Origin of the sequence: Streptomyces sp. NPDC126499 (genome assembly GCF_040302485.1) — a bacterium.
GTDB lineage: Bacteria > Actinomycetota > Actinomycetes > Streptomycetales > Streptomycetaceae > Streptomyces.
On record NZ_JBEOUO010000002.1, the window covers coordinates 335326 to 360761 of the forward strand.

Sequence of the window (25436 nt, forward strand, 5' to 3'; positions counted from 1 at the left end):
CTCAGGGGGCGAGCGTCTCTTCGATCGCGGCGACGACCCGGCTCAGCGCCGGCTGCGCGAACAGGGTGTAGTGGTCGCCGGGCAGGTCGTCGGCGCGGAACGGGCCCGTGCTCACCGCCCGCCACTCCGCTTCCACGGCGTCGCGGGGCGTGGTGGCGAGGACGGTGACCGGACCGCCGTACGGGCTTGGCGGGCGGTAGCTCTGCAAGGCCAGCGCACAGGCCCGGAAGACGGTGAAGCGGCGGTCCAACTCCTCGTCGTCCAGGTCGAGTCGGACGTCGAGGGAGGTCAGCGTCTTGCGGATGTCGAGGGGCTCGGCGGACGGGTCGTCGTCGAGGACCGCGCGTACCGACGGGCCGTCGTGGCCCGCGAGCCGGGCCACGTCGTGCACGAACCGGCGCCGTACCGTCCGCTCGTCGAGCGGCTCGACGTCCTCCTCGTACGAGGCGTCGATCAGCACCACCGGGGGCCGCGCTCCGGTCGACCGCTCCAGCTGCCGGGCCACCTCGAAGGCGAGGACGCCGCCGTAGGACCAGCCCGCCAGGCAGTACGGCTCCGGCAGGCCGGCCGCGGTCAGGGCCCGCGCGATCCGGCGCGCGGCCGCCTCCATGCCCTCTTCGGGAGCCACGGCCGCGTCGCGCGGATCGGCGGCGAAGCCCACGACCCCGATGTCCTCACGCAGCGCGCGGACCAGCGGGACGTAGCAGAACAGCTCACCGCCCGAGGGGTGCAGCAGGATCAGCCGCGCCGGTCCGGGCCCCCGCATCGGCACCGGCGCCCGGCCGTCGTCCGCCGCCCGGGCAGGCGGTGCCGCGGCCGTACGGCGGTCCGCGAGGAGCCGGTCGAGCGCGTCCAGCGTGTCGTCGTCACCGGTCCGCGCGGCGCGGACCGTGTCGACGGTGGCGGCCAGGTGGGCGACGGTGGGGGAGACGAAGAAGTCGCCGAGCGCGATCTCCGCCCCGAACCTGCGCTGGATCGCCGACATCAGCTGGGCGGCCTGGAGACTGTTGCCGCCCGCCAGGAAGAAGTCGTCGTGCACCCCGAGCCGGTCGTTGCGCAGCAGCGGCGCCAGCACCTCGCGCAGCAGCACCCGTTCGGTCGCGGTCCGCGGTTCCTCGCCCGCGCCCTCGCCCGCCGTCCTCGGGTCCGGCGCGGGCAGCCTGCGCCAGTCCACCTTTCCGCTGCTGGTGAGCGGGAGTTCGTCGAGGACGACGAAGTACGAGGGGATCATGTACGAGGGCAGCAGCGTGCCCAGATGCTCCCGCACCGACGGCAGCCGCTGCTCGTCGATCCCCGTCACGTAACCGACCAGGTGCTTGTCGCCGGCCTCGTCCGTCCACGGCCGCACGGTGACCGGCCCGACGCCGGGGACGCCGGCGAGCGCCGACTCGACCTCGCCGAGCTCGATCCTGAGGCCGCGGATCTTCACCTGCTGGTCGAGCCGGCCGAGGAAGACGAGCCGTCCGTCCGGCAGCCGCTTCACCAGGTCACCGGTCCGGTACAGCCGCCCGCCGGGCGCCGTGCCGAACGGGTCGGGGATGAACTTCTCCGCCGTCAGCTCGTCCCGGTCGAGATAGCCGCGCGCCAGACCGGCACCGCCGATCACCAGCTCGCCCGGCACCCCGACCGGCACCTGACGCAGGTCCCGGTCGAGGACGTGCGCCACGTGGTTGGTCATCGGCAGGCCGATCGGCGGCGAGGCGTCCCAGGTGCCCGGACACTCCTCGACGATCATCGTCACGGTGCACTCGGTGGGGCCGTAGCCGTTGAACAGCCGCCTGCCCGGGTTCCACCGGTTCACCAGCTCACCGCTGAACGCCTCGCCGCCGACGAACGCGATCCGCAGATCGGTGAAGCGCTCCGGCGCGAGCAGCGGCATCACCGTCGGCGGCAGGTCGATGACGGTGATGCCGGCCCGCTCCATCAGCGCCTGGAGCCGGTCGATGGACAGCCGCTCGTCCTCGGTGGCCAGACACAGCCGCGCCCCGGTCAGCAGCGCCGAGAAGATCTCGAACACGGAGACGTCGAAGGTCGTCGACGCGAAGCCGAGCACCCGGTCGGCCGGTGTCAGCTCGAACAACTCCCGCGTGGAGTCGATGAAGTTGACCACCCCGCGGTGTTCCAGCAGCACGCCCTTCGGTCGGCCGGTGCTGCCCGAGGTGTAGATGACGTACGCGACGTCGCCGGGCGCGGCCGCGAGCGGGGGATCGCCGTCGGGCAGCGCCGCGAGCTCCGTCCGCACGTCGTCCAGGGTCACCACGGGCGCGGCGACCGCGCTCACCGCCCCGGCGACCTCGGCGTGCGCGAGGACCGCGCTCACCCCCGCGTCGGCGGCGATCTCCGCGACCCGCGCGGGCGGATGCGTCGGATCGAGCGGCACGTAGGCGGCGCCGGTCTTGAGCACCGCGAGCACCGCCGTCGGCAGGTCCACGTTCCTGCGCAGACACAGACCAATCCTCGTGCCGGGACCGGCGCCGCGCCCGCGCAGCAGGGCGGCGAGCCGGTTCGCGCGGGCGTTCAGCTCGGCGTAGCTGGTCGCGGTGTCCGTGACGACGACGGCCACGCCGTCCGGCGCCTCCCGGACGCGCGCCTCGAACTGTTCCACGATCGTGGTCTCGCGGATCGGCCGCACCGGCCCGCGGCTGACCTCGGCCAGGAACTCCCGGTCCGCCGGGCTCAGCACCTCGGCGGCGGACAACGGCGCGTCGGGGGCCGTGGTCAGGGTGCGCAGCAGTCCGTCGTAGTGCCGGGCGAACCGGGCGATGCTCTCGGCGTCGAACAGGGCCGTGGCGAACTCGATGTCCAGGGCGGCGTCCTGCCCGGCAGCGCCCGGCTCCACCACGTGCCAGCTCATGTCGAACGGGGACGTGCCGGACGGGACCGTCTCCCGCGAGGTCACCAGTCCGGGCAGGGCGGGTGCGGTGCCGGCCTCCCGCAGCGAGAACACGATCTGGAACAGCGGCGCGCGCGAGGGGTCCCGGCTCGGGTCCACCGCCTCGACCAGCCGGTCGAAGGGCAGGCCGCCGTGGGCCCGCGCGTCCCGGGTGACCCGCGCGACCCGCCGGACCAGCGTACGGAAGCCCGGGTCGCCCGAGACGTCCCCGCGCAGCACCACCGGGGTGGTGAAGGGGCCGATGACCGACGACAGGGCGGCGGGCCGCGTGCTGTCGTCCGGCGTGCCGATCACCAGGTCGTCCAGACCGGAATAGCGGTGCAGGAAGACGAAGAACGCGGCGGCCAGGACGTCGAACGGGGTCGCGTCCTCCTGCCGGGCCAGCTCCCTGGCCCCCTCCAGGCCCTCGTGCCCGAGCGGGAAACGGGCGGTCCGGTCGGCCGGGGCGAGCGTGTCGCCGCGCGGCCGGTCGGTCGGGAACTCCAGCACCTCGGCGCCCGCGAGCGTGTCCCGCCAGTACGCGGCCGGCCCGTCGAGCCCGTCGGCGGCCGGCGCGTCGTGCTGCCACACCGCGTGGTCCGGGTACTGCACGGCGAGCTCCGGCAGCCGCGGATCACCGCCGTCCCGCAACGCCCGGTAGGACTCGGCCAGTTCACCGGTGAGGACCGTGAGCGAACCCTCGTCGCACACCAGCGGGTGCGCCGTGAACAGGAACAGATGGTCCTCGGGCGCCACCCTGACGAGTGCCGCCCGCCACAGCGGCGCCCTCGCCACGTCGAACGGCTCACCGGCCCGCTCGGCCACGAGGGCCCGCGCGGCGGCGAGCCGTTCCTCCGGGCCGTCACCGGGCGCCTCGATCACCGGCAGGTCGACCCGGACGCCCGGCACGACCTCCTGCACCGGGCCGCCCTCGCGCTCCACGACCGCCGTGCGCAGCGTCTCGTGGCGGGCCGCGAGCGAGGCGAGCGCGCTGCGCAACGCGGCCTCGTCCAGGGCTCCTTGGAGCCGCAGGCACAGCGTGACGGGGGAGGAGGGAGCGTCCGCCGCCGGGTGGCCGAGGTACCACACGGTCCGCTGCGCGTGCGAGAGCGGAGCCGGACCGGTGTTCCCGCGAGGCGTCGGACCCCGCCGGGCCGCGCTCTCCGTCCGCTCCTTCAGCCGCGCGAGGAACCGGTCGCGGCGCTCGGCGGGCAGCGCGGCCAGACGCTGGGTCAGGTCGGTCATCCGAGACTCCTTTCGGCGAGCGGCACGGCGGTCACCTGGTCGTCCGAGCGCTGCGGCGGCACCTGCGCCAGCTCCGCGATGGCGGCGGACAGCACGTCGATGCCGCGCAGATAGTCGGAGAGCACGATGTGCTCGGTGTCTGCGTGATCGAGCCTGCTGTCGCCCGGACCGTAGGTCGCCATCGGGATGTCCCACACCTCGGCGAGGGTGTTCATGTCCGAGGTGGCCGTCTTCACCACCAGCCGGGGCTGGGCGTGCAGCCGCCGGATGCCGGACACCAGGGCGCGGACCGCCGGGTTGGACCGGTCCGCGCGGCAGGCCGCCACCGAGTTCAGCACCTCGAGCCGGCCGGCCGGCAGCCGGTCGCGCAGGGCGTCCACCAGGCCGTCGGCGTCGAAGCCCGGCGGGGTGCGGACGCTGAGGTCGGCCGTCGCCGAGGTCAGGTCGCCGTTGAGCTGACAGAGCGTGGCGCCCGGCTGGGCGAAGGCGCCGTGGCCCGCGTCCGGACCGAGCAGCTCGACCAGCGCGTCCCAGCAGGCGACGGCCAGTTCGGAGGCCTTCGGCGTCGGGTTGCTCGGATGCGTGGCGGGCACCTTGACGGTGTAGCGCAGGTCCAGCTTGCCCTTGTAGCCGATGACCACGCTGGACCAGCCGCTCGGCTCGCCGACGATCAGCGCGTCCGGCCGGTCGTGGGTGGAGCGGATCGCCATCGCCCCGCGGGAGCACGGCGTCTCCTCCTCGACGACGCCGATCACCACGATCCGGCCGCGGAAGTCCACCGCGCCGGCCGCCGCGCAGATCATCGCCGCGAGCGGTCCCTTCGCGTCCACCGCTCCCCGGCCGTAGAGCCTGCCGTCCTCGGACAGGACCGGGACGTGACCCGGGACGGTGTCCATGTGGCCGAGCAGCATCAGCGTCGGGCCGTCGCCGCGTTCGATCACGCCGATGACGTTGCCCACCACGTCGATGTGCGCCTCGAAGCCCAGGTCCGCCATCGCCTCGGCCAGGAAGTCGGCCAGCGCGCGTTCCTGGTAGGAGGAGGACGGGATCTCCAGCATGCCGCGCAGCAGCCCGACCGCGCTCGTCTCGGTGACCTGCCCGGACGAAGTGAAAGCCCAGTTCATCGTTGCGCTCGCTCCCGTAGGTGTTCGACGATGCGGTCCGCGACGTCGACCCGGTCGCCGAACGCGGATTGGAAGCCGGAGAACTCCACCCGGTGGTTGACCTCCAGGACCAGGAGCCGGCCGTCACGGTCCTCGATCAGATCGACACCGGCGACGTCGGCACCGACGGCCGAGGCGGCCTCGACCGACAGCTTGGTGATCTCGGCCGATGGCTCGCACGGCCGGGTCTGCGCGCCGAGCGCCACGTTGGTGCGCCAGAACTCGCCGGTCCGGTACACCGCGCCCACGAGTTCACCGCCGACCACGATCGCCCTGATGTCCCGGCCGGGCTTGTCGATCAGCTCCTGGACGTATCCCAGGTGCGACTGCGGGCCGGGCAGCGCGGCAACGTACTCGAACACGCCCTCCGCGGCGGCCCGGTCCGGCAGCCGGACCACCAGCCGGCCCCAGGAGCCGACCAGCGGTTTGACCAGGGCCGGATAGCCGATGTGGTCCAGGGCGTCCAGGGCGGCCTTCGGGGTGAGACCCAGCGCGGTGCGCGGGGTCGGCAGCCCGGCCGCCTGCAACGCCAGGGTGGTGCGCCACTTGTCGCCGCACACCTCGGTCGCCTCCGCGCTGTTGACCACCTCGACCCCCGCAGCCGCCAGGCAGCGGGCCGCGTACGCCGCGCGGGTCTGGCCGATCTCGCGGTTCAGCACGTGCGTCCACGGCAGCGCGCGCCGGCCGGCGGTGAACCACTGCCCGCGCGTGTCGACGTGGTCGAAGGGGACACCGCGCCGGTCGAGTGCGTCGAACAGCCGTTTCTCGTCCGCGCCGACCCTGCTGGCGAGTACGGCGATCCTGCCGTCCCCCGGGTGCTCTGGTGTCGCTGACACGTGACCTCCGTCGTAGGACCACCGGTTGACCGGACGGCGCAACCGGTCTGCCGCGTCGCACGGACGTTACGGCCGGCCGGCGGCGGGCGCGTCCGCGACAAGCTCATCCGGGGCGACGCATCGCGTTTACTTTCGGCCCGCACGGCTGCGTATCTCGCTTACCCGGCGCGGGCGCCGCCCGTGCCACTCTTGACGGGATTCCGAACGCCTGACGCAATAGTTCACCGCACGCTTTCCGCCCGGTTGTACGCCGACCGCGCCAGAGGGAAGGGAAAACCGTGGACCACATATCAGAACGGATACCGGTGCTCGCGCTGTGGAGCGCACCGCGCAGTCGCTCCACCGCATTCGCCCGGATGATGGCGGAGCGGGGCGACCGCGTCGTCGTGCACGAACCGTTCTCGCAGGTGGTCGATTTCGGTGAGGTGAAGGTCGGCGACCGGGTCGCGCGCGGCGAGCGGGACGTGCTCGCGGCACTGCGGGACATGGCGGCGCGCACGCCCGTCTTCTTCAAGGACACCACGGACTTCCACTATCCGGCGCTGCTCGCCGACCGGGCCTTTCTGGCGGCCGCGACGCACACCTTCATCATCCGTCACCCGGCCGAGGCCATCGCCTCGCACCATGCGCTCAACCCGGACCTCGGCCGGGACGAGATCGGCTTCGCCCGGCTGCACGAGATCTTCACGGCCGTACGGGACGCCACCGGCGCCACCCCGGTCGTGGTCGACTCGGACTACCTGCTCGACCGGCCCGCCGACACCGTGCGGGCATACTGCTCGGCGGTCGGCATCCCCTTCCTCCCGGACGCCCTGAGCTGGCAGCCCGGCATGCGGTCGGAGTGGGAGGCGACCAGCCGGTGGCACGAATCGACCAGCAGGACCGCCGGCTTCACCCGCGGCTCCGGCCGCGGCGCCGAGACGGTCGAGGCGAATCCGGTGCTGCGGGCCTACCGCGACTACCACCTGCCGTACTACGAGGAACTGCGCGCCGCCGCGATTCGCCCCTGATCTCCGTCTCGTCATTCCGGGGAAATCGCGATCCCAAAGAAATGCGCGCACATGAATCCGGCTCGGCACCATGAGACGGCACTACACGGCATCACACGGCATTCCAGTGAGGGGGATCACTTGACGGGCATGCCGGCGCCCTCCGCCATCGATCGGCTCTGCGAAACGGTCGATATTTCCGCCCATCTCGACAACACGGCGATTTCCGCGGCGACGAACACCAAAGCGGGGGCCTTCAACGTGTGGGGAAACTCGTTCGCCGCCGAGTACCTGCCCGCGGGCGGAAGTCTCGTCCACGTGGCGGGCGTTCCCTTCCGGTTCCCCCCGGTCTGCGACGGGCCGGACAACATCCGCTGCGCGGGACAGTTCCTCGCGCTGCCCGAGGGCCGTTACGACTGGATCCACGTGCTCGCGGCGTCCGAACGGCGCTGCGAGGACACCGTCGAACTGCACTTCGCCGACGGCTCGGTCGACGCCGAGGCCCTGCGGGTCTCCGACTTCTGGTCGGCGCCCGCCTGGTTCGGCGAGGTCAAGGCCTTCGAGAGCCTGGTCATGCACTACCCGCACCATGTGCAGCGGGACGTCTCCGCCGTGATGTGGGCGCAGCGGGTGCCGGTCACCCGGCGCGCCGGCCTCGCCGGCGTCCGGCTGCCCCGCAACGTCGCGGTGCACGTCTTCGCGCTCACCCTGCAGCGAACGGAGGCCGCCGCATGACCGGCGACGTCACGGCACGCACGTACATGATCATCGGGCCGGAACCGGAGTGGTGGTACCGCGACCTGATCAGCTGTCTGCAGGCCACGTTCGGCACGCTGGTGGCGCGCGCGGGCGCCGACCCGCTGGCCGTGCTCGGCGCGGGCTGGCGGTTCCTGCACCTGCCGGGCGACGTACGGTCCGAGGAGTTCTACTACCCGTGCCCGCCGGACGCCTCCGGCACGGGCGACCTCGGCGCCGCCCTGGCCCCGCACCACGAGCTGCGCGCCCGCTGGTGGCAGCCCGCCGACGAGGACGACGTGTGGCGGGAGATGCGCGAGGCGCTGGCCGACGACCGGCCCGTCATCGCCGCCGTCGACAACTTCCACCTGCCGTTCCGGCCCGCGTACGGAGACGTCCACGCCGCCCACCTCGTGGTGGTCTACGGCCTGGACGAGGTCCGCGGACTGGTCCACGTCTCCGACGCGATGCCGCCCGCGTTCCGTGGCGCCGTCCCGATCGAGGCGTTCCTGCGCAGCTGGGGCTCGGCCAACCCGACCGACGTGCAGGACGCCTTCTTCAGCGACTCGCGGATCGGCCGGCGCTGCCTCGACGTCCGGCTCGACACCGTGCCCCCGCCGCTGACGCCCGAACTGCTCGGCGGCTTCCTGCGCACCGACGTCGAGGGCTTCACCACGGCGGGCCCGGACCGCACGGGCCTCGCCGGGTTCGACGCCTTCGCCGGCGAACTCCTCGACCGGTGCCGCGCCGGAGACGCCGGCGCGCTGCGCGAGCTGTACCCCTTCGGCTGGGGCATGCAGGCGCAGGCCTCCCTCCACGGTGAACTGCTGCGCCGATGCGGCCACGAGTGGGGCGACCCGCAGCTCGCCGGGGCCGGACGGGCGGTCGAGGCCGTCGCGCACGCCTGGACCGGGCTGCGGATCACCGGCGCGCACGGTCTCGACGACGCCTCGGCGGTCGCGGCCGACATCGCCCACCACACCACCGTGCTGCGCGGCACCTACGCGCGTGCGGTCGACGCCGTCGGCGCGGCGGCCGCACGCCTGTGACCGCGCACGGCGACCCGACCACCGTGACCATGTCGAGAGGACTGTGATGAGCAAGCTGGCAGCGTTCGGCGGTTCGCCGGCCGTGCCCAGGGACCGGCGCCGGGTGGACTGGCCGCTGGTCGAGGACGAGGACCGCAAGGCCGTCATCGACGCCCTCGACGGCGCCAGACTGGTGTCGAACTCGGACGGCGCGAACCCCGTGTCCACCCTGGAGGAGCGCTGGGCGCGGAAGTTCGGCCACGAACACTGCGTGGCGGTCTCCACCGGCACCGCCGCACTGTCCCTCGCGCTCGCCGCGCTCGGCGTCGGACCGGGCGACGAGGTGATCGTGCCCGCGCTCAGCTTCATCGCCACCGGGCTCGCGCCGGTGCACCAGATGGCCGTGCCCGTGTTCGCCGACGTCGACCCGGTCACCTTCAACATCGACCCGGACGACGTCGAGCGCCGGATCACCGACCGGACCCGGGCGATCATCCCGGTCCACCTGCACGGCGCCCCCGCCGACATGGACCGCATTACCGACATCGCGCGCCGGCACGGCCTCGCCGTGGTCGAGGACGCCGCCCAGGCACCGGGCGCGACCCACCGTGGCCGGCCCGTCGGCTCCCTCGGCGACGCCGGCGCCTTCAGCCTCCAGGCCACCAAGAACATCCCCACCTGCGGCGAGGGCGGTCTGCTCGTGACCGGCAGCGCCGAGCTCGCCGAAGCGGTGCGCAAGGGCCGCCAGTTCGGCGAGGTCATCGAGGCCGGCCGGGACCGCGACTACATCAGTTACGGCCTCGGCTGGAACCACAAGATGAACGCCCTCCAGGCCGCCTTCACCGACGCCCAGCTGGCCCGGTTCGACGACTACGAGCGCGCGCGGCAGCGCAATGTCACCGAGTTCCTCGGGCGGCTCGCCGAGCTGCCCGGCCTGCGGGTGCCCACCGCGCTCCCCGACACCACCCACGCCTGGCACATCCTGCGCTTCCGGTTCGACGCGGCCGCGCTCGGCCTGGACGGCGTACGGCCGGAGGCCCTGCGCGCCGCCCTGCGGCGGCTGCTGCGCGCCGAGGGGGTGCCGATGTCGCAGTACCAGCTGATGCCGCTGCCCGACCAGAAGGTCTTCGTCGACCGGGTCGGCTTCGGCAGGGGCTACCCCTGGACCGTCACCGGCGCCCCCGCGCCGGCGCCGGGGGAGGACCACCCGGTGGCCCGCGCGATCATCGCCGACTCCCTGACCCTGCAGAAGCGTCACCTCCACCCGGGCTCGGGCGAGCTGCTGCGGGCCTACGCCGACGCCTTCGAGAAGGTGTGGGCGAACACCGACATGGTGGCCACCCTCGCGGGAGCCGCCTCATGACCGCCCCCCAGGCAACCGCGCTCGACACCCTCGAAGAGGTCGCCGCACGCATCCGCGCGCACGTCGTCGACATGTGCGCCGGACCGGAAGGCGGCCACCTCGGCGGCGCCTTCTCCAGCGTCGAGGTGCTCACCGCCCTCTACTTCTCCGTGCTGAACGTGGATCCCGAGCGGCCCGACGACCCGGACCGCGACCGCTTCCTGCTCAGCAAGGGCCATGCCGCCGTCGCCCTCTACGCGACGCTCGCCGAACGGGGCTTCTTCCCGGTCGGGGAACTCGCCGGCTACGGGCGGCCCGGCAGCCGGCTGATGGGCCACCCGGTACGGGCGGTGCCCGGCGTCGAGCTGCCGACCGGCTCGCTCGGCCACGGTCTCGCGCTCGCCTGCGGATTCGCCCTCGCCCACCGCTCCGCGGGCCGCGACGCGCGCAGCTTCGTCCTGCTCGGCGACGGCGAACTCCAGGAAGGGTCCGTGTGGGAGGCGGCCATCGCCGCCGCCTCCCTCGGGCTCGACCGCCTGGTCGCCGTGGTCGACCGCAACGGCCTGCAACTGACCGGCGCCACCGACGGCATCGCGCCGATGGAACCGCTGGCCGACCGCTGGCGCAGCTTCGGCTGGGCGGTCCGCGACGTGGACGGCCACGACGCGGCCGAGCTCGCCGACCACCTGGCGGCCGCGCCCTGGGAGCCGGGCAGGCCGAGCGTCCTGATCGCCCGTACGGTCAAGGGCCACGGCCTGCCGTTCCTCGCCGGACGGGCCGCCAGCCACTACGTGACCCTGTCCCCGCGCAACCACGCGCGGGCGAGGGCCGCCCTGCGCACCACGGAGAGCGCCGGATGAGCCGCGCGACCCGTGAGGCCTACCGGGACACCCTGCTGCCGATGCTCCAACGGCACCCCGAGCTGATCTGCCTGGACAGCGACACCGGCCTGTTCGGCGCGGACCACGCGGCGGCGGCCGGCGAGCAGTACGTCAACCTCGGCATCGCCGAGCACAACCTGATGGGCATGGCCGCCGGGCTCGCCGCGTGCGGACGGATCCCGTTCGTCAACACGATGGCCGCGTTCGCCGCGTCCCGCGCCCTGGAAGCCATCAAGATCGACATCGCCTACAACCGGCTGCCGGTGCGCATCATGGCCACCCACGGCGGACTCGCCGCCGGCCACCTCGGCCCCACCCACCAGGCCCTCGAAGACCTCGCCGTGCTGCGGGTGCTGCCCGGCATGACCGTCGTGGTCCCCGCCGACGCCGCCGCCACGGAGGCGTTCGTCGCGCAGAGCGCGGACGTGTCCGGGCCCCTCTACGTCCGGCTCGGCCGCAAGCCGACGCCGGCGCTGCCCGAGGCCCCGCCGCCCGTCATCGGCAAGGCGCAGACACTGCGCCAGGGCGGCGACGTGGTGCTCGCCGCCTGCGGCCCGTACCCGGTGCTCGCCTGCCTCGCCGCGGCGGACGTCCTGGCCGGGCACGGCATCGAGGCCACCGTCCTCAACCTGCACACCCTGCGGCCCTTCGACACGGAGACGCTGACGGCCGCGGCCCGCCCGGCCCGGCTCGTCGTCACCGTCGAGGAGCACTGGCGCAGCGGCGGCCTCGGCGGCGCCGTCGCCGAGGCGCTCGCCGAGCAGACCTCGCCCACCAGGGTGCTGCGCCTCGGCATGCCGGACCGGTTCGTCGACACGGTCGGCAACCAGGAACACCTCGTCACCCACTACGACCTGACCGCGGAGCGGGTGGTGAGGACGGTCCGTACCGCCCTCGACACCGCCGCCCTCTCCGCCACGATCCGCTGAGGCACGACACCGTGCCCAGACCCGTGACCCGACCCGCCGAACGCGAAAGGACACCTTCCCATGACCACAACGCAGGCCTGCCCGGAGTGCGAGGACGCGGTGCAGATCAGCGACTCCGTACGGCTCAACGAGATCGTCGAGTGTGCGGGCTGCCGCAGCGAACTGGAGATCGTGGCGCTGAGCCCGGCGGTGCTCGCCCTCGCGCCCGAGGTCGAAGAGGACTGGGGGGAGTAGCCGTGCCCGTACCCACGCGTCTCACCGGAGCCGCCTCGTGATCCGCGTCGCGGTGGTCGGCGCGGCCGGCTACATCGGCGGCGAACTGCTGCGCCTGCTCGTCGGCCACCCCGAGGTCGAGGTGGTCGGCGCCGTCTCGTCCCGCTTCCCCGGCAAGCGGGTCGACGGGGTGCACCCGAACCTGCGGTCCGCCACCGATCTCCTCTTCTGCACGGCCGACGAGGTGGAGGACTGCGACGCCGTCTTCCTCGCCACCCCGCACCGCGCCGCGATGACGCAGATGGACCGCTGGATCGGACGGGCCAAGCAGGTCTTCGACCTCACCGGCGACTTCCGGCTCGACGACCCCGAGGTCTTCGAGCGCTACTACGGGGTCGAGCACGCCGCCCCGCACCTGCTCGGCGACTTCGTCCCCGGCATCCCCGAGCTCCACCGGGACCGCCTGGGCAGCGCCGACCTGGTCAGCGTGCCCGGCTGCATGGCGGTGGCCGGCGTGCTCGCGCTGTACCCGCTGGTGGCGCGGGGCCTGGTCGAGCCGAAGGTCCAGATCGACGCCCGTACCGGCTCCAGCGGCTCCGGCGCCACCGCGGGCCAGGCCAACCTGCACGCCGAACGCAGCGGCGCCATGCGGGTGTTCGCACCCACCGGGCACCGCCACGAGGCCGAGATCGCCCGGCACCTCGGCGTCGAGGCCGCCATGACCGCGACCGGGGTCGAGGCGGTGCGCGGCGTCCAGACCCTCTGCCACGCCACGCTGCGCCCCGGCGTGGACGAGGCGGCGGTACGCAGGGCCTTCCGCGAGCAGTACCAGGACGAGCCGTTCGTCCGCCTGGTGGCCCACAAGCGCGGCACCTTCCGCTACCCGGAGCCGAAGATCCTGCTCGGCTCGAACTTCTGCGACGTCGGCTACGCCGTCGACGAGGAGACCGGCCGGCTGGTGACCATCGCCGCACTCGACAACCTCGTCAAGGGCGGCGCGGGCAACGCGGTCCAGTGCCTGAACATCCGCATGGGCTGGCCCGAGAACCTCGGTCTGTCCTTCACCGGTCTGCACCCCGCCTGAGCCCCGGAGAACTGGAGACACCGTGACCACCAGACCGCTGACCGTCGTCAAGTGCGGCGGCAATCCGGCCGTCGACGCCGAGGGCATCTGTGCCGACGTGGCGAAACTCGTCGGCGAGGGACAGTCCGTCCTCCTGGTGCACGGAGGCTCCGGGGAGATCGCCCGGCTGGCCGGGAAGCTCGGTGTCCCACAGCGCACCCTGGTCGCCCCCGACCAGGTGACCACCCGGTACACCGACCCGGCCACCCTGGAGGTCGTCGTCCTCGCCCTGGCCGGCTCGGTCAAGCCGAGGATGGTCGCCGAGCTGACCCGGCTCGGGGTGCCCGCCGTCGGCCTCACCGGCCTGGACGGCGGGATGCTGCGGGCCCGCCGCAAGGCCGCCGTCCGGGCCGTCGTGGACGGCCGGACCGTCCTGGTCCGGGACAACCTCAGCGGCCGGCTCACCGGCGTGCGCACCGGACCGGCGAAGGCCCTGCTCGCCGCCGGCTTCGTGCCGGTGGTCTCACCGCCCGCGATCGACGAGCACGACCAGCCCGTCAACGTCGACGCCGACCGTGCCGCGGCGGCCCTCGCCGCCGCGCTCGGCGCCGAACGGCTGGTGCTGCTGACCGGCGCACCCGGCGTGCTCGCCGACCCCGACGACGACACCAGCGTGATGCCCGCCTACGAGGTGCCGGCGACCGGCGCGCCCGGCCGGTTCGCCGGCGGCGGCATGGCCCTCAAGCTCGTCGCGGCCCGCGAGGCACTGGCCGGCGGAGTGGCGCAGGTCCGCATCGCGGACGGGCGGGCCGACCAGCCGGTCAGCCGGGCACTGGCCGGCAGCGGCACCACCGTAACCATGACGGACGCAGGGCAGGTCACCGCCGGCCCGCGCGAAAGGGAGCACCGAACATGACCGAACCAAACGGCGAACCGGCCGTGTGGCAGGGCGGCACGGTCTGGTTGACCGGACTGCCGAGCGCGGGAAAGACCACCCTCGCCCTCGGCCTCGCCGAGCGGCTGCGGACCGAAGGACACCGGGTCCAGGTGCTCGACGGCGACGAGGTCCGCGCCGCCCTCTCCGCGGAACTGGGATTCTCCAAGGAGGACCGGGACACCAACGTACGGCGCATCGGCTACGTCGCCGGGCTGCTCGCCGCCCACGGCGTCACCGTCCTCGTGCCCGTGATCGCCCCGTACGCGGTCTCCCGCGACGCGGTGCGGCAACGGCACGCGGCGCTGGGCGTCCCGTACCTGGAGGTGCACGTGGCGACCGGACTCGAGATCTGCGCCGGCCGGGACGTGAAGGGCCTCTACGCCCGGCAGGCGGCCGGCGGCCTGAGGGGACTCACCGGGGTGGACGACCCCTACGAGGCACCGGTCGACCCCGATCTGCGCCTCGACACCGAGGACCGGACGGTCGAGGAGTCCGTCCGGGAACTGCGTGCGCTGCTCACCGCACGCGGGCTGTCGTGACCGCCGTCGCGGGGGCCGCGGTGAACGACCGGCCGGGGGACACCGGACCGCGGCCCGCACCGGCGGTCACCCCGCTCACCCACCTGGAGATGCTGGAGGCCGAGGCCGCGCACATCTTCCGCGAGGTGGCGGGCGAGTTCGACCGGGCCACGCTGCTCTTCTCGGGCGGCAAGGACTCGATCGTCATGCTGCACGTGGCGCTCAAGGCGTTCGCCCCGGCGCCGCTGCCCTTCTCGCTGCTGCACGTCGACACCGGCCACAACTTCCCCGAAGTGATCGCCTACCGGGACCGGATCGTCGAGAAGCACGGCCTGCGGCTCGACGTCGCGTCCGTACAGGACTACATCGACAACGGCACGCTCCGCGAACGCCCCGACGGCACCCGCAACCCGCTGCAGACCCTGCCGCTCCTCGACGCGATCCGCGACGGGCGCTTCGGCGCGGTCTTCGGCGGCGGCCGGCGCGACGAGGAGAAGGCGCGCGCCAAGGAACGCGTCTTCAGCCTGCGGGACCAGTTCGGCGCCTGGGACCCGCGTCGGCAGCGCCCCGAACTGTGGCAGCTGTACAACGGGCAGCACGAGCCGGGTGAACACGTCCGGGTGTTCCCGCTGTCCAACTGGACCGAGCTGGACGTGTGGCAGTACATCGAGCACGAGGGCATCGAGCTGCCCGAGATCTACTTCGCGCACCGCAGGAAGGTGTTCCGGCGCGACGGCATGTGGCTGACGCCCGGCGACTGGGGCGGCCCCCGGGACGACGAACCCCTGGAGGAGCGGCAGATCCGCTACCGCACGGTCGGCGACATGTCCTGCACCGGCGCCGTCGACTCCTCCGCCGCGACCGTCGAGGCGGTGATCGCCGAGATCACGGCGAGCCGGGTGACCGAACGCGGCGCGAGCCGGGCCGACGACCGCCTGTCCGAGGCTGCCATGGAGGACCGCAAGCGAGAAGGGTACTTCTAGACATGTCAACGGACATCGCGGAAGCGCGACGGGCCGGCGCGTCCCCGCGCCGGTCGGGCGGCCTGCTGCGCCTGGCCACCTGCGGATCGGTCGACGACGGCAAGTCCACCCTGGTCGGCCGGCTGCTCTACGACACCAAGTCCGTGCTCGCCGACCAGCTGGCCGCCATCGAGGAGGCGTCCCGCCGCCGCGGACAGGACGACCCCGACCTGGCCCTCCTCACCGACGGCCTGCGGGCGGAACGCGAGCAGGGCATCACGATCGACGTGGCCTACCGCTACTTCGCGACGCCCCGGCGGCGCTTCATCCTCGCGGACACACCCGGCCACGTGCAGTACACGCGGAACATGGTGACCGGCGCCTCCACCGCGGACCTGGCGGTGATCCTCGTCGACGCGCGCAAGGGCGTGGTCGAACAGACCATGCGGCACGCGGCGATCACGGCCCTGCTGCGGGTGCCCCATGTCGTGCTCGCGGTCAACAAGATGGACGCCGTCGACTGCGAGGAGTCCGTCTTCACCGCGATCGTCGACGAGTTCACCGCGCGGGCGGGCGAGCTGGGACTCACCGGCGCCGTCGCCATCCCCATGTCCGCGCTGGCCGGCGACAACGTGGTCGAGGCGTCCACGGCCATGGACTGGTACACCGGCGACACGCTGCTCGCCCACCTGGAGCACGTACCGCTCGGAGCGGACCCGACCGGGAAGCCGCTGCGCCTTCCCGTGCAGTACGTGATCCGGCAGCCCTCCGGCGACCGGCAGACGGTGGAACGCTGGCTGGCCGGACAGCTCGCCTCCGGCCTGCTCAGGGTCGGCGACCCCGTCGTCGTGCAGCCCGCCGGCGCGACCAGCACCGTCGTGGGACTGAGCGTGCTCGGCAGAAAGACCGACGTCGCCTGGGCCCCGCAGTCCGTCGCCGTCCGCCTCGCCGACGAGATCGACGTCGCGCGCGGCGAGGTCCTCACCGCCGACCCGGCCCCCCGGCCGCAACGGCGCCTCACCGCCACCGTCTGCCACCTCGACGACCGCCCGCTGCGCACCGGACAGCGGGTGCTGCTCAAGCACACCACCCGCACCGTCCCGGCCCTCGTGGAGAGCGTCACCTACCGCACCGACATCGCCGTCGCCCGCCGGCTGCCCTGCCAGGACGGACTGGCCGGCAACGACATCGGCGGCGTGCGGATCCTCACCGCCGAGCCGCTCGCCGTCGACGACTACGCCGACAACCGGCGCACCGGCTCGTTCCTGCTGATCGATCCGCAGGACGGGGCGACCCTCAGCGCCGGCATGGTCGACGCGGGGGCCGACCACCAGCCGGACCACTGACCCACCGCCGAAAGGGTGAAGCAGGCCATGAACACCACCGCCGACGCCACCTCCACTCCCGACCACATCGCCCTCACCGAGCGCTGGAGCGCCCCCAACTACCACCCGCTGCCGGTGGTGCTCACCCACGGGGAGGGCGCCTGGGTCACCGCCCAGGACGGCCGGCGCCACCTCGACTTCGTCGCCGGCTACTCGGCGCTCAACTTCGGCCACCGGCACCCCGACATCGTCGCCGCGGCCAAGGCGCAGCTCGACCGCCTCACCCTGACCGGCCGGTCCTTCCACAACGACCAGTTCGGACTGTTCTGCCGCGAACTGGCCGAGCTGACCGGCACCGAGTCGGTGCTGCCCGCCAACACCGGCGCCGAGGCGGTCGAGTCGGCCGTGAAGGTCGCCAGGAAGTGGGCCTACCAGGTCAAGGGCGTGCCGGACGGGGCCGCCGAGATCGTTGTCGCCGGCGCCAACTTCCACGGCCGCACCACCACCATGGTCTCGATCTCCACCGACGCGCTCGCCCGCAAGGAGTTCGGCCCGTTCACCCCCGGCTTCCGGGTCGTGCCCTTCGGCGACATCGACGCCCTGCGCGAGGCCGTCGGCCCGAACACGGCGGCCGTCCTCCTCGAACCGATCCAGGGCGAGGCGGGCGTGGTCGTCCCGCCCAAGGGCTACCTCAGCGAGGTCCGCCAGCTGTGCGACGACACCCGCACCCTGTTCGTCGCCGACGAGGTCCAGTGCGGAATGGCCCGTACCGGCGCCACCCTCGCCCTCGACCACGACGGCGTCCGCGCCGACCTCTACGCCCTCGGCAAGTCCCTCGGCGGCGGCCTGATGCCGGTGTCCGCCGTGGTCGGCCGCGCCGACGTCCTCCATGTGCTCAAGCCCGGCGAGCACGGCTCGACCTTCGGCGGCAACCCGCTGGCCTGTGCCGTCGGCCGCGCCGTCGTCCGGCTGCTCGCCACCGGCGAGTTCCAGGAGCGCTCGCGCGAACTCGGCACGTATCTGCACGCCCGGCTCCGCGAACTCGACGGCGTCGCCGAGGTCCGGGGCCGCGGCCTGTGGGCCGGCGTGCAGATCGCCGAGGGCCGCGCCACCGGGATCGACGTGTCCGACGCGCTGCTGGAGCGCGGTCTGCTCTGCAAGGAGAACAACGGCCACCTCCGGGTGGCACCGCCGCTGGTGATCACCCGGGAGGAGATCGACTTCGGCGTCGAGGCGATCGCCGGGGTCCTCGGATGACCCGGACCGCCCGCCCCCGTGCGCGATAGTCTGCCGAAGTCCGACCGTCTCGACCCCACGGGGACGGACCCGAGGCCGCCGCGCCTCCGTGCGGCCTTCCGCACGGACCTGCCGGACCGATCCCCCTTTCGTCGTGACGCCCCTTCCGACTCCCGGCGAACCCGCCGGTCGGAACGTGAGAGAAGGAGCCACTGTGTCACTCGACGTCGAACCCACCGGACGGCCCCGCATCCTGGTCATCGGCGGCAAGCTCAAGCTTGTCCGCAAGGCCCGGGAGCTCGGTCTGGACGTGGTTCACGCCCAGTACCCGGACGCCTACGACCGAGGCCACTGGCCGTACGTCGACCAGGCGCTGCTCGTCGACTACGGCGACATCGACCGGCTCCTTCCGCTGGCCCGGGCGCTGCACGACACGTATCCGTTCCAGGCCGCCGTGGCGCTGTTCGAACTCGGGCTGCTCCCGGCGGCGCGGATCAACGAGGAGCTCGGCCTCGACGGCGAGTCTGTCGACACCGTCGAACTGCTCCTGGACAAGGGGCGGATGCGCCGGCACCTGGCCGCCAAGGGCATCAGCCCGGTGGCCTCCGCGATCGGCCGGTCCGCGCGGGACCTCCGGGACTTCGTCGCGGCCCACGGGCTGCCGGTCATCGTCAAGCCGGTCCGCGAGTCGGGCAGCGTCGGCGTGTTCTGCGTCCGCGACGAGGCCGAGGTGGACGTGGTCGCCGAACGGTACCGGTCCCTCGACGACAAGGCGTGGGCCCCGGGCGACCTGGCCTTCGCCGACTCCTTCCAGGAGTTCCTGATGGAGGAGTACCTGGACGGCCCCGAGATCAGCGTGGAGTCGCTGAGCTTCGACGGCCGGCACGTGGTCGTCGGGATCACCGACAAGGCGGCGTTCGGAGGCGGTTCCGGCTTCGTCGAGCTCGGCCTCTCGCAGCCCAGCGTCCACCCGGACGAAACCCTCGACGAGGTACGGCGGTTGGTGGCCGACTTCCTCGACGCGGTGGGACTGCGCAACGGCCCCGCGCACACCGAGATCAGGCTCACCCCGCGCGGCCCCCGGATCATCGAGTCGCACAACCGCATCGGCGGGTACGGCGTCAACGAGATGGTCGAGACCGCCTACGGCGTCGACATGGAGCGCTACACGCTCGGCATCCGGTTCGGCATGGTGGAGCCGCTGACCGAGTCGCCCGCCCCGCGGGCCGGCGTCGCCCTCCAGGCCCTCACGCCGGAGCCGGGCCGGGTCGTGGAGATCACCGGCGTCGACGAGGTGCGCGCCGACCCGGCGTTCGTCGACCTCCACGTGAAGCTGCGGCCGGGCGACGTGGTCAACCCGCTGACCTGGAACGAGGACATCGGCGGCTACGTCATCGCCCGCGGCATCGACGCCGCCGACGCGATCGCCCACAGCAAGCGGCTGGCCGAGGCCGTCCGCGTACGCACCGAGCCGGTCGCATGAGCACCGCGACACCCGACCAGCCGGACGTCGAGGAGCCGAAGTTCCGGCAGACCTTACGCCGCTTACCCGTCCGGGTCTGGATCATCAGCCTCGGCATCCTGGTCAACCAGGTCGGCAACTTCCTGCCCGTCTTCATCGTCCTCTACCTGACCGAACGCGGCTACTCCGCCGGAGCGGCGGGCCTGGTGCTCGGCATCTCCGGTCTCGGCAAGGTGCTCGGCAACGCCGTCGGCGGCTATCTCGCCGACAGGATCGGCCGGCGCTGGACCATCGTGCTCTCCGCCGTCACCACCGCCGGGCTCACGACCGTCGTGCCCTTCCTGGAAGCGCTGCCGCTCATCGTCACGGTGGTCGGCCTCATCGGCGTGACCTCCCAGATCTACCGGCCCGCGGCCGCCGCCGTGCTGGTCGACGCCGTGTCGACCAACCAGCAACGGCTCGCCGCCTTCGGCGTGTTCCGCTTCGCCATGAACGTCGGCGCCGCCCTCGGCGGGGTCATCGGCGGTGTGCTGGCCAGCACCTCCTACGTCGAGCTCTTCCTGGTGAACGCCGCCGCCTGCCTGCTGTTCGGCGTGGTCGTGGCACTGCTGCTGAGGGACGCGCCGAAGACCCTCGACGGCGCGGAGCACACCGAGCAGAAGACCGAGCAGGCCGTCGGCTACCGGCAGGCGTTCGCCGACCGCACCCTGGTCCGCTTCCTGCTCATGACGGTGTTCTGCGAGTTCGTGTACATCCAGTCCACCGTCGGACTGCCGCTGCACGTCAACGAGGTGGGGCTGACCGAGCGGGACTTCGGCCTCCTCATCGGGCTCAACGGTCTGCTGGTGCTCGCGCTCGAACTGCCCATCACCGGCGCGATCTCCCGCTACCGGCCGGAGTACGTCCTGGCCATCGGCAACCTGATCACCGGTGTCGGCCTCGCGCTGACCGGCTTCACCACCGGCATGGTGATGCTCGCGGCGACGGTCCTGCTGTGGACCTTCGGCGAGATGCTCACCAGCTCCGTCGCCATGGCCTACCTGGGCAGCCTGGCCCCGCCGCACATGGTCGGGCGCTACCAGGGCCTGCACGGCGTCGCGTACACGATCGGCACGGGCGCGGGACCGCTGATCGGCGGCGCGCTGTACGCGTTCGGCCCCTGGGCCCTGTGGCTGCTGGTCGCCGTGGCCGGGGTGCTGGCCGCCCAGCTCTCCCTGCCGCGCCGCCGCACGGCGCCGGCGGAGGAGAAGCCGGCCCCCTGACGCCCGACGCTCCGACGCCCCGGTGCCGCCAGGCGCCGGCGGCGTCTCCCAGACGGTCCTGCACGGACGAACGGACAGGAGAGAACTCGTGAGTGACTTCGAAGGACTGGTCGCGGTCGTGACCGGCGGCGCCTCGGGCATCGGCCTGGCCACGGCGAAACTGCTGCGGAGCAGGGGCGCCCGGGTCGCCGCCCTCGACCTCAAGCCGGACGGGCTCCCGGACGGCATCGTGGGCATCGAGGCCGACGTCACCGACGACGCCCAGGTCGCGTCCGCCGTGGACGCCGTGGTCGAGCGCTTCGGCCGGCTCGACGTGGTGGTGAACAACGCCGGCATCGGCGCGATCGGGGACGTCGCCGCGAACGACGACGACGAGTGGATGCGCGTCCTCGACGTCAACGTGGTCGGCATGGTCAGGGTCGCCCGGCACGCGCTGCCCCACCTGCGGCGCTCACCCGCCGCGGCGATCGTCAACACCTGCTCGGTCGTGGCGTGGGCCGGCGTGGAGCAGCGGGTGCTGTACTCGGCCAGCAAGGGCGCGGTCTTCGCGCTGACGCTGGCGATGGCGGCGGACCACGTCCGCGAGGGCATCCGGGTCAACTGCGTCGCCCCCGGCTCGGCGGACACGCCGTGGATCGCCCGGTCCCTGCGCCACACCGAGGACCCGGCCGCCGCGCGGGCCGCGCTCGACGCCTTCCAGCCGACGGGCCGTCTGGTCTCGGCCGAGGAGGTGGCCGGCGCCATCGCGTATCTGGCGAGCCCCCTGTCGGGCGGGACGGTGGGCACGGTGCTCGCCGTGGACAACGGCATGCACGGCCTGCGCCTGCGCCCGCAGCCGCCGAAGTAGGCGGCTCGCGGGGCCGGTGCGCAAGGACGGGGCGGGGGCCCGGCTCTTCTTGAGCCGGGCCCCCGCCTCCGTGCGGTGTCAGGCCCCGATGCCGAGCACGGCGAGGTGCAGCGCGCGCATGTCGGGGACGGGAGGCAGCTCGTGCGGCTCCTCGCCCCGTCCCTCGTACAGGGCCGGGACCGGGCGCAGACCGTCGACGCCGCCGGCGGCCCAGGGCGCGTCCAGCGGAGGCAGGGACAGGACCATGCGGCGGCCGTCGGGGAGGTCCGTCGTGAAGGGGGTCGCTGCGTGCGACTGCATGGGCGGCTCTTCTCTGTGAAGTGGTGCATGCGCCGGCGGTGATCGTCCTCGCTCTGTGAGACGCGCCACGACGGTGAAGGGTTCCCGCCGTTGCTCGACAAAGTGAGCAATATGTCCTATTTGGCACCGTCTTGGAAAGTGAAGCAGGCCACTCTCCGTCACGTTTTCCGCATGGTTCCCGGGACCCAGGGCAGGGGGCCCGATCGCCGGGCGACCGGCAGGGGGAACTCGAGGAACGGAAGGCAAAACCCGACGTGACGGCAGCACAGCAGACCATCCATGTGGGTGGAGAGTGGCGCGCGGCCCTGTCCGGCGCCACGCGCGAGATCATCGACCCCGTCGACGCGACCACCTTCGCGGTCGTCGCGGAAGGCGGCGTCCCCGACACGGACGACGCCGTGGCCGCGGCGCGCGCCGCGTTCGACGACGGCACCTGGCCGCGCACGCCGGTCGCCGAGCGGGCTGCCCTGCTGCGGCGCGTCGCCGACCTCCTTGAGCGGGACCGCGAGCGGATCGGCGCGCTGGAGAGCCAGGACGCCGGCAAGACGCTCCAGGAGGGCCGCGTCGACGTCGACTGCGTCCGCGACGCCTTCCGTTACTTCGCCGACCTCGTCGAGAGCGACAGCGAAGGGCGGGTCGTCGACGCCGGATCCGACGAGATCCACAGCGTCGTCGTGCACGAGCCGGTCGGCGTCTGCGCCCTCATCACGCCGTGGAACTACCCGCTGCTCCAAGCCAGTTGGAAGATCGCCCCCGCGCTCGCCGCCGGCAACACCTTCGTGATCAAGCCCAGCGAGATCACCCCGCTCAGCACCGTCGTGCTGATCGAACTGCTCCTGGAGGCCGGACTCCCGCTCGGCGCGGCCAACATCGTCACCGGCCCCGGCGACACCGTCGGCGCCCGCCTCGCCGAACACCCCGACGTCGACCTCGTCTCCTTCACGGGCGGTCTCGTCAGCGGCACCAAGGTCGCCAGGGCGGCCGCCGACAGCGTGAAGAAGGTCGCCCTCGAACTGGGCGGCAAGAACCCCAACGTCGTCTTCGCCGACGCCTGTGCCACCCCCGAAGGCTTCGACACCGCCGTCGACCAGGCCCTCAACGCCGCCTTCATCCACAGCGGCCAGGTCTGCTCGGCCGGCTCCCGCCTCATCGTCGAGGAGTCCCTGCGCGAGCGCTTCGTCGCCGAACTCGCCCGCCGCGCCGCCCTGATCCGCCTCGGCCGCGGCACCGACGAGGGCGTCGAGTGCGGGCCGCTCGTCTCCGCCGCCCAGCTGGCGCGGACCGAGGAGTACGTGGCCTCCGCCCTCGGCGAGGGCGCGGTCCTGCGCGCCGGCGGCGAGAAGCCGGCCGGCCCCGGCTACTTCTACCGGCCCACCGTCCTCGACCGCTGCCACCGCCGCATGCGGGTCGTCCGCGAGGAGGTCTTCGGCCCCGTCCTCACCGTCGAGACCTTCCGCACCGAGGACGAGGCCGTCGCCCTCGCCAACGACACCGAGTACGGCCTCGCCGGAGCGGTGTGGACCGCCGACGAGGACCGCGCCCGCCGGGTCGCCGCCCGGCTGCGCCACGGCACCGTCTGGATCAACGACTTCCACCCCTACCTGCCGCAGGCGGAATGGGGCGGCTTCGGCAAGTCCGGCATCGGCCGCGAGCTCGGCCCCGGCGGTCTCGCCGAGTACCGCGAGGCCAAGCACATCTACCGGAACCTCGCCCCGCGCCCCGTGCGCTGGTTCGCGGGCGAGACGCAGAAGGACCAGGCATGAACGACCAGCACCTGTACGACTACGTCGTGGTCGGCGGCGGCACCGCCGGCTCGGTGATCGCCTCCCGGCTGACCGAGAACCCCGACGTCAGCGTCGCCGTCATCGAGGGCGGCCCGAGCGACGTCGGCCGCGACGACGTGCTCACCCTGCGCCGCTGGATGGGCCTGCTCGGCGGAGAGCTGGACTACGACTACCCCACCACCGAACAGCCCCGCGGAAACTCCCACATCCGGCACAGCCGCGCACGGGTGCTCGGCGGCTGCTCCTCGCACAACACCCTCATCGCCTTCAAGCCCCTGCCCTCCGACTGGGACGAGTGGGCCGAGGCCGGTGCCGAGGGCTGGGACGCGGCGTCCATGGACCCGTACTTCGCCCGGCTGCGCAACAACATCGTCCCCGTCGACGAGGCCGACCGCAACGCCATCGCCCGCGACTTCGTCGACGCCGCCCAGGCCGCGCTCGGCGTCCCGCGCGTCGAGGGCTTCAACAAGCAGCCCTTCCACGAGGGCGTCGGCTTCTTCGACCTTGCCTACCACCCCGAGAACAACAAGCGGTCCTCCGCCTCCGTGGCCTATCTGCACCCCTTCCTGGACCGCCCCAACCTCCACATCGCCCTGGAGACCTGGGCGTTCCGCCTGGAGTTCGAGGGCACCCGCGCCACCGGCGTGCACATCCGCACCAAGGACGGCGAGGAGCACGTCGTACGCGCCCGGCGCGAGATCCTGGTGTGCGCGGGCGCCGTCGACACCCCCCGCCTGCTGCTGCACTCCGGCATCGGGCCCCGCGCCGACCTGGAGAAGCTCGGCATCCCCGTCGTGCACGACCTGCCGGGCGTGGGGGAGAACCTGCTCGACCACCCCGAATCGGTCATCGTGTGGGAGACGCACGGCCCGATCCCGGAGAACTCCGCCATGGACTCCGACGCCGGACTGTTCGTCCGCCGCGACCCGGAGTCCGAGGGACCGGACCTGATGTTCCACTTCTACCAGATCCCCTTCACCGACAACCCCGAGCGGATCGGCTACGAACGCCCCGCGCACGGCGTGTCGATGACCCCCAACATCCCCAAGCCGCGCAGCCGCGGCCGGCTCTACCTCACGAGCGCCGACCCCGAGGACAAGCCCGCGCTCGACTTCCGCTACTTCACCGACGAGGACGACTACGACGGCCGGACCCTCGTCGACGGCATCCGCATCGCCCGCGAGATCGCCGCGAGCGAACCGCTGGCCGGATGGCTCAAGCGCGAGGTGTGCCCCGGCCCCGAGGTGACCTCCGACGAGGAGCTCAGCGCCTACGCCCGTCAGGTCGCCCACACCGTCTACCACCCCGCCGGCACCTGCAAGATGGGCGCCGCCGACGACGAACTCGCCGTCGTCGCACCCGACCTGAGGATCCGGGGCCTCGACGGCATCCGGATCGCCGACGCGTCCGTCTTCCCGACCATGACCGCCGTCAACCCCATGATCGGCGTGCTCATGGTCGGCGAGAAATGCGCCGACCTGCTGGGAGTCACGACCCGATGAATCCG

The 25436-nt window shown here is 73.0% G+C and carries 22 protein-coding genes; 18 read left to right on the forward strand and 4 right to left on the reverse strand.

Going from position 1 to position 25436, the window contains the following annotated elements:
• Position 1 precedes the first annotated feature (1 nt).
• The 3 genes from ABTZ91_RS04190 to ABTZ91_RS04200 are packed head-to-tail and all read right to left on the reverse strand — an operon-like array spanning position 2 to position 6116.
• A complete protein-coding gene (locus ABTZ91_RS04190; protein WP_352075568.1) occupies positions 2–4117 on the reverse strand; it encodes an amino acid adenylation domain-containing protein in 4116 nt (1371 codons plus the stop codon).
• Positions 4114–5241 (reverse strand): M20/M25/M40 family metallo-hydrolase, encoded by a 1128-nt coding sequence (locus ABTZ91_RS04195; protein ID WP_352075569.1) that lies wholly within the window; start codon positions 5239–5241, stop codon positions 4114–4116. The genes ABTZ91_RS04190 and ABTZ91_RS04195 overlap by 4 nt, the downstream gene beginning before the upstream one ends.
• Positions 5238–6116: a RimK family alpha-L-glutamate ligase gene (locus ABTZ91_RS04200; RefSeq protein WP_352075570.1), complete on the reverse strand. Its 879-nt coding sequence runs from the start codon at positions 6114–6116 to the stop codon at positions 5238–5240. Before ABTZ91_RS04200 ends, ABTZ91_RS04195 begins: the two co-directional genes overlap by 4 nt.
• A gap of 278 nt (positions 6117–6394) precedes the next feature.
• Between ABTZ91_RS04200 and ABTZ91_RS04205 the strand changes: the two genes are divergently transcribed.
• The 16 genes from ABTZ91_RS04205 to ABTZ91_RS04280 all read left to right on the forward strand — a co-directional run bounded on the left by ABTZ91_RS04205 (position 6395) and on the right by ABTZ91_RS04280 (position 21845).
• Positions 6395–7126: a sulfotransferase family protein gene (locus tag ABTZ91_RS04205; protein ID WP_352075571.1), complete on the forward strand. Its 732-nt coding sequence runs from the start codon at positions 6395–6397 to the stop codon at positions 7124–7126.
• Positions 7127–7255: 129 nt separating this feature from the next.
• On the forward strand, positions 7256–7840 hold the full coding sequence (locus ABTZ91_RS04210; RefSeq protein WP_352075684.1) for a hypothetical protein: 585 nt from the start codon (positions 7256–7258) through the stop codon (positions 7838–7840).
• The gene (locus ABTZ91_RS04215; RefSeq protein WP_352075572.1) at positions 7837–8889 is read left to right on the forward strand and encodes a BtrH N-terminal domain-containing protein; all 1053 of its coding nucleotides are present in this window, start codon (positions 7837–7839) and stop codon (positions 8887–8889) included. The genes ABTZ91_RS04210 and ABTZ91_RS04215 overlap by 4 nt, the downstream gene beginning before the upstream one ends.
• 46 nt (positions 8890–8935) lie before the next feature.
• Positions 8936–10231, forward strand: coding sequence for a DegT/DnrJ/EryC1/StrS family aminotransferase (locus ABTZ91_RS04220; RefSeq protein ID WP_352075573.1), 1296 nt, complete (start codon positions 8936–8938; stop codon positions 10229–10231).
• Complete coding sequence (locus ABTZ91_RS04225; RefSeq protein ID WP_352075574.1) at positions 10228–11070, forward strand: transketolase; 843 nt, start codon at positions 10228–10230, stop codon at positions 11068–11070. The genes ABTZ91_RS04220 and ABTZ91_RS04225 overlap by 4 nt, the downstream gene beginning before the upstream one ends.
• Positions 11067–12020 (forward strand): transketolase C-terminal domain-containing protein, encoded by a 954-nt coding sequence (locus ABTZ91_RS04230; protein WP_352075575.1) that lies wholly within the window; start codon positions 11067–11069, stop codon positions 12018–12020. Before ABTZ91_RS04225 ends, ABTZ91_RS04230 begins: the two co-directional genes overlap by 4 nt.
• 60 nt (positions 12021–12080) lie before the next feature.
• The gene (locus ABTZ91_RS04235) at positions 12081–12254 is read left to right on the forward strand and encodes a lysine biosynthesis protein LysW (protein ID WP_345491119.1); all 174 of its coding nucleotides are present in this window, start codon (positions 12081–12083) and stop codon (positions 12252–12254) included.
• A 37-nt stretch (positions 12255–12291) separates the two neighbouring features.
• Positions 12292–13317, forward strand: coding sequence for an N-acetyl-gamma-glutamyl-phosphate reductase (argC, locus tag ABTZ91_RS04240; RefSeq protein WP_352075576.1), 1026 nt, complete (start codon positions 12292–12294; stop codon positions 13315–13317).
• Between the two features lie 22 nt (positions 13318–13339).
• Positions 13340–14212: a [LysW]-aminoadipate kinase gene (locus ABTZ91_RS04245; protein WP_352075577.1), complete on the forward strand. Its 873-nt coding sequence runs from the start codon at positions 13340–13342 to the stop codon at positions 14210–14212.
• Positions 14209–14772 (forward strand): adenylyl-sulfate kinase, encoded by a 564-nt coding sequence (gene cysC / locus ABTZ91_RS04250; RefSeq protein WP_352075578.1) that lies wholly within the window; start codon positions 14209–14211, stop codon positions 14770–14772. The genes ABTZ91_RS04245 and cysC overlap by 4 nt, the downstream gene beginning before the upstream one ends.
• An 89-nt stretch (positions 14773–14861) precedes the next feature.
• The gene (cysD, locus tag ABTZ91_RS04255; protein WP_352075685.1) at positions 14862–15734 is read left to right on the forward strand and encodes a sulfate adenylyltransferase subunit CysD; all 873 of its coding nucleotides are present in this window, start codon (positions 14862–14864) and stop codon (positions 15732–15734) included.
• A 2-nt stretch (positions 15735–15736) separates the two neighbouring features.
• On the forward strand, positions 15737–17059 hold the full coding sequence (locus tag ABTZ91_RS04260; protein WP_352075579.1) for a GTP-binding protein: 1323 nt from the start codon (positions 15737–15739) through the stop codon (positions 17057–17059).
• Between the two features lie 27 nt (positions 17060–17086).
• The gene (gene rocD / locus ABTZ91_RS04265; RefSeq protein WP_352075580.1) at positions 17087–18295 is read left to right on the forward strand and encodes an ornithine--oxo-acid transaminase; all 1209 of its coding nucleotides are present in this window, start codon (positions 17087–17089) and stop codon (positions 18293–18295) included.
• A 193-nt stretch (positions 18296–18488) separates the two neighbouring features.
• A complete protein-coding gene (locus ABTZ91_RS04270; protein WP_352075581.1) occupies positions 18489–19757 on the forward strand; it encodes an ATP-grasp domain-containing protein in 1269 nt (422 codons plus the stop codon).
• Positions 19754–20998 (forward strand): MFS transporter, encoded by a 1245-nt coding sequence (locus tag ABTZ91_RS04275; RefSeq protein ID WP_352075582.1) that lies wholly within the window; start codon positions 19754–19756, stop codon positions 20996–20998. Before ABTZ91_RS04270 ends, ABTZ91_RS04275 begins: the two co-directional genes overlap by 4 nt.
• A gap of 88 nt (positions 20999–21086) precedes the next feature.
• Complete coding sequence (locus ABTZ91_RS04280; RefSeq protein WP_352075583.1) at positions 21087–21845, forward strand: SDR family oxidoreductase; 759 nt, start codon at positions 21087–21089, stop codon at positions 21843–21845.
• A gap of 78 nt (positions 21846–21923) precedes the next feature.
• On the opposite strand, the gene ABTZ91_RS04285 is transcribed toward ABTZ91_RS04280, so the two are convergent.
• Positions 21924–22145 (reverse strand): hypothetical protein, encoded by a 222-nt coding sequence (locus ABTZ91_RS04285; protein ID WP_352075584.1) that lies wholly within the window; start codon positions 22143–22145, stop codon positions 21924–21926.
• Between the two features lie 254 nt (positions 22146–22399).
• Between ABTZ91_RS04285 and ABTZ91_RS04290 the strand changes: the two genes are divergently transcribed.
• Together ABTZ91_RS04290 and ABTZ91_RS04295 are read left to right on the forward strand one after the other, a co-directional pair.
• A complete protein-coding gene (locus tag ABTZ91_RS04290) occupies positions 22400–23908 on the forward strand; it encodes an aldehyde dehydrogenase family protein (protein ID WP_352075585.1) in 1509 nt (502 codons plus the stop codon).
• A complete protein-coding gene (locus tag ABTZ91_RS04295; protein ID WP_352075586.1) occupies positions 23905–25431 on the forward strand; it encodes a GMC oxidoreductase in 1527 nt (508 codons plus the stop codon). The genes ABTZ91_RS04290 and ABTZ91_RS04295 overlap by 4 nt, the downstream gene beginning before the upstream one ends.
• Positions 25432–25436: the final 5 nt, after the last annotated feature.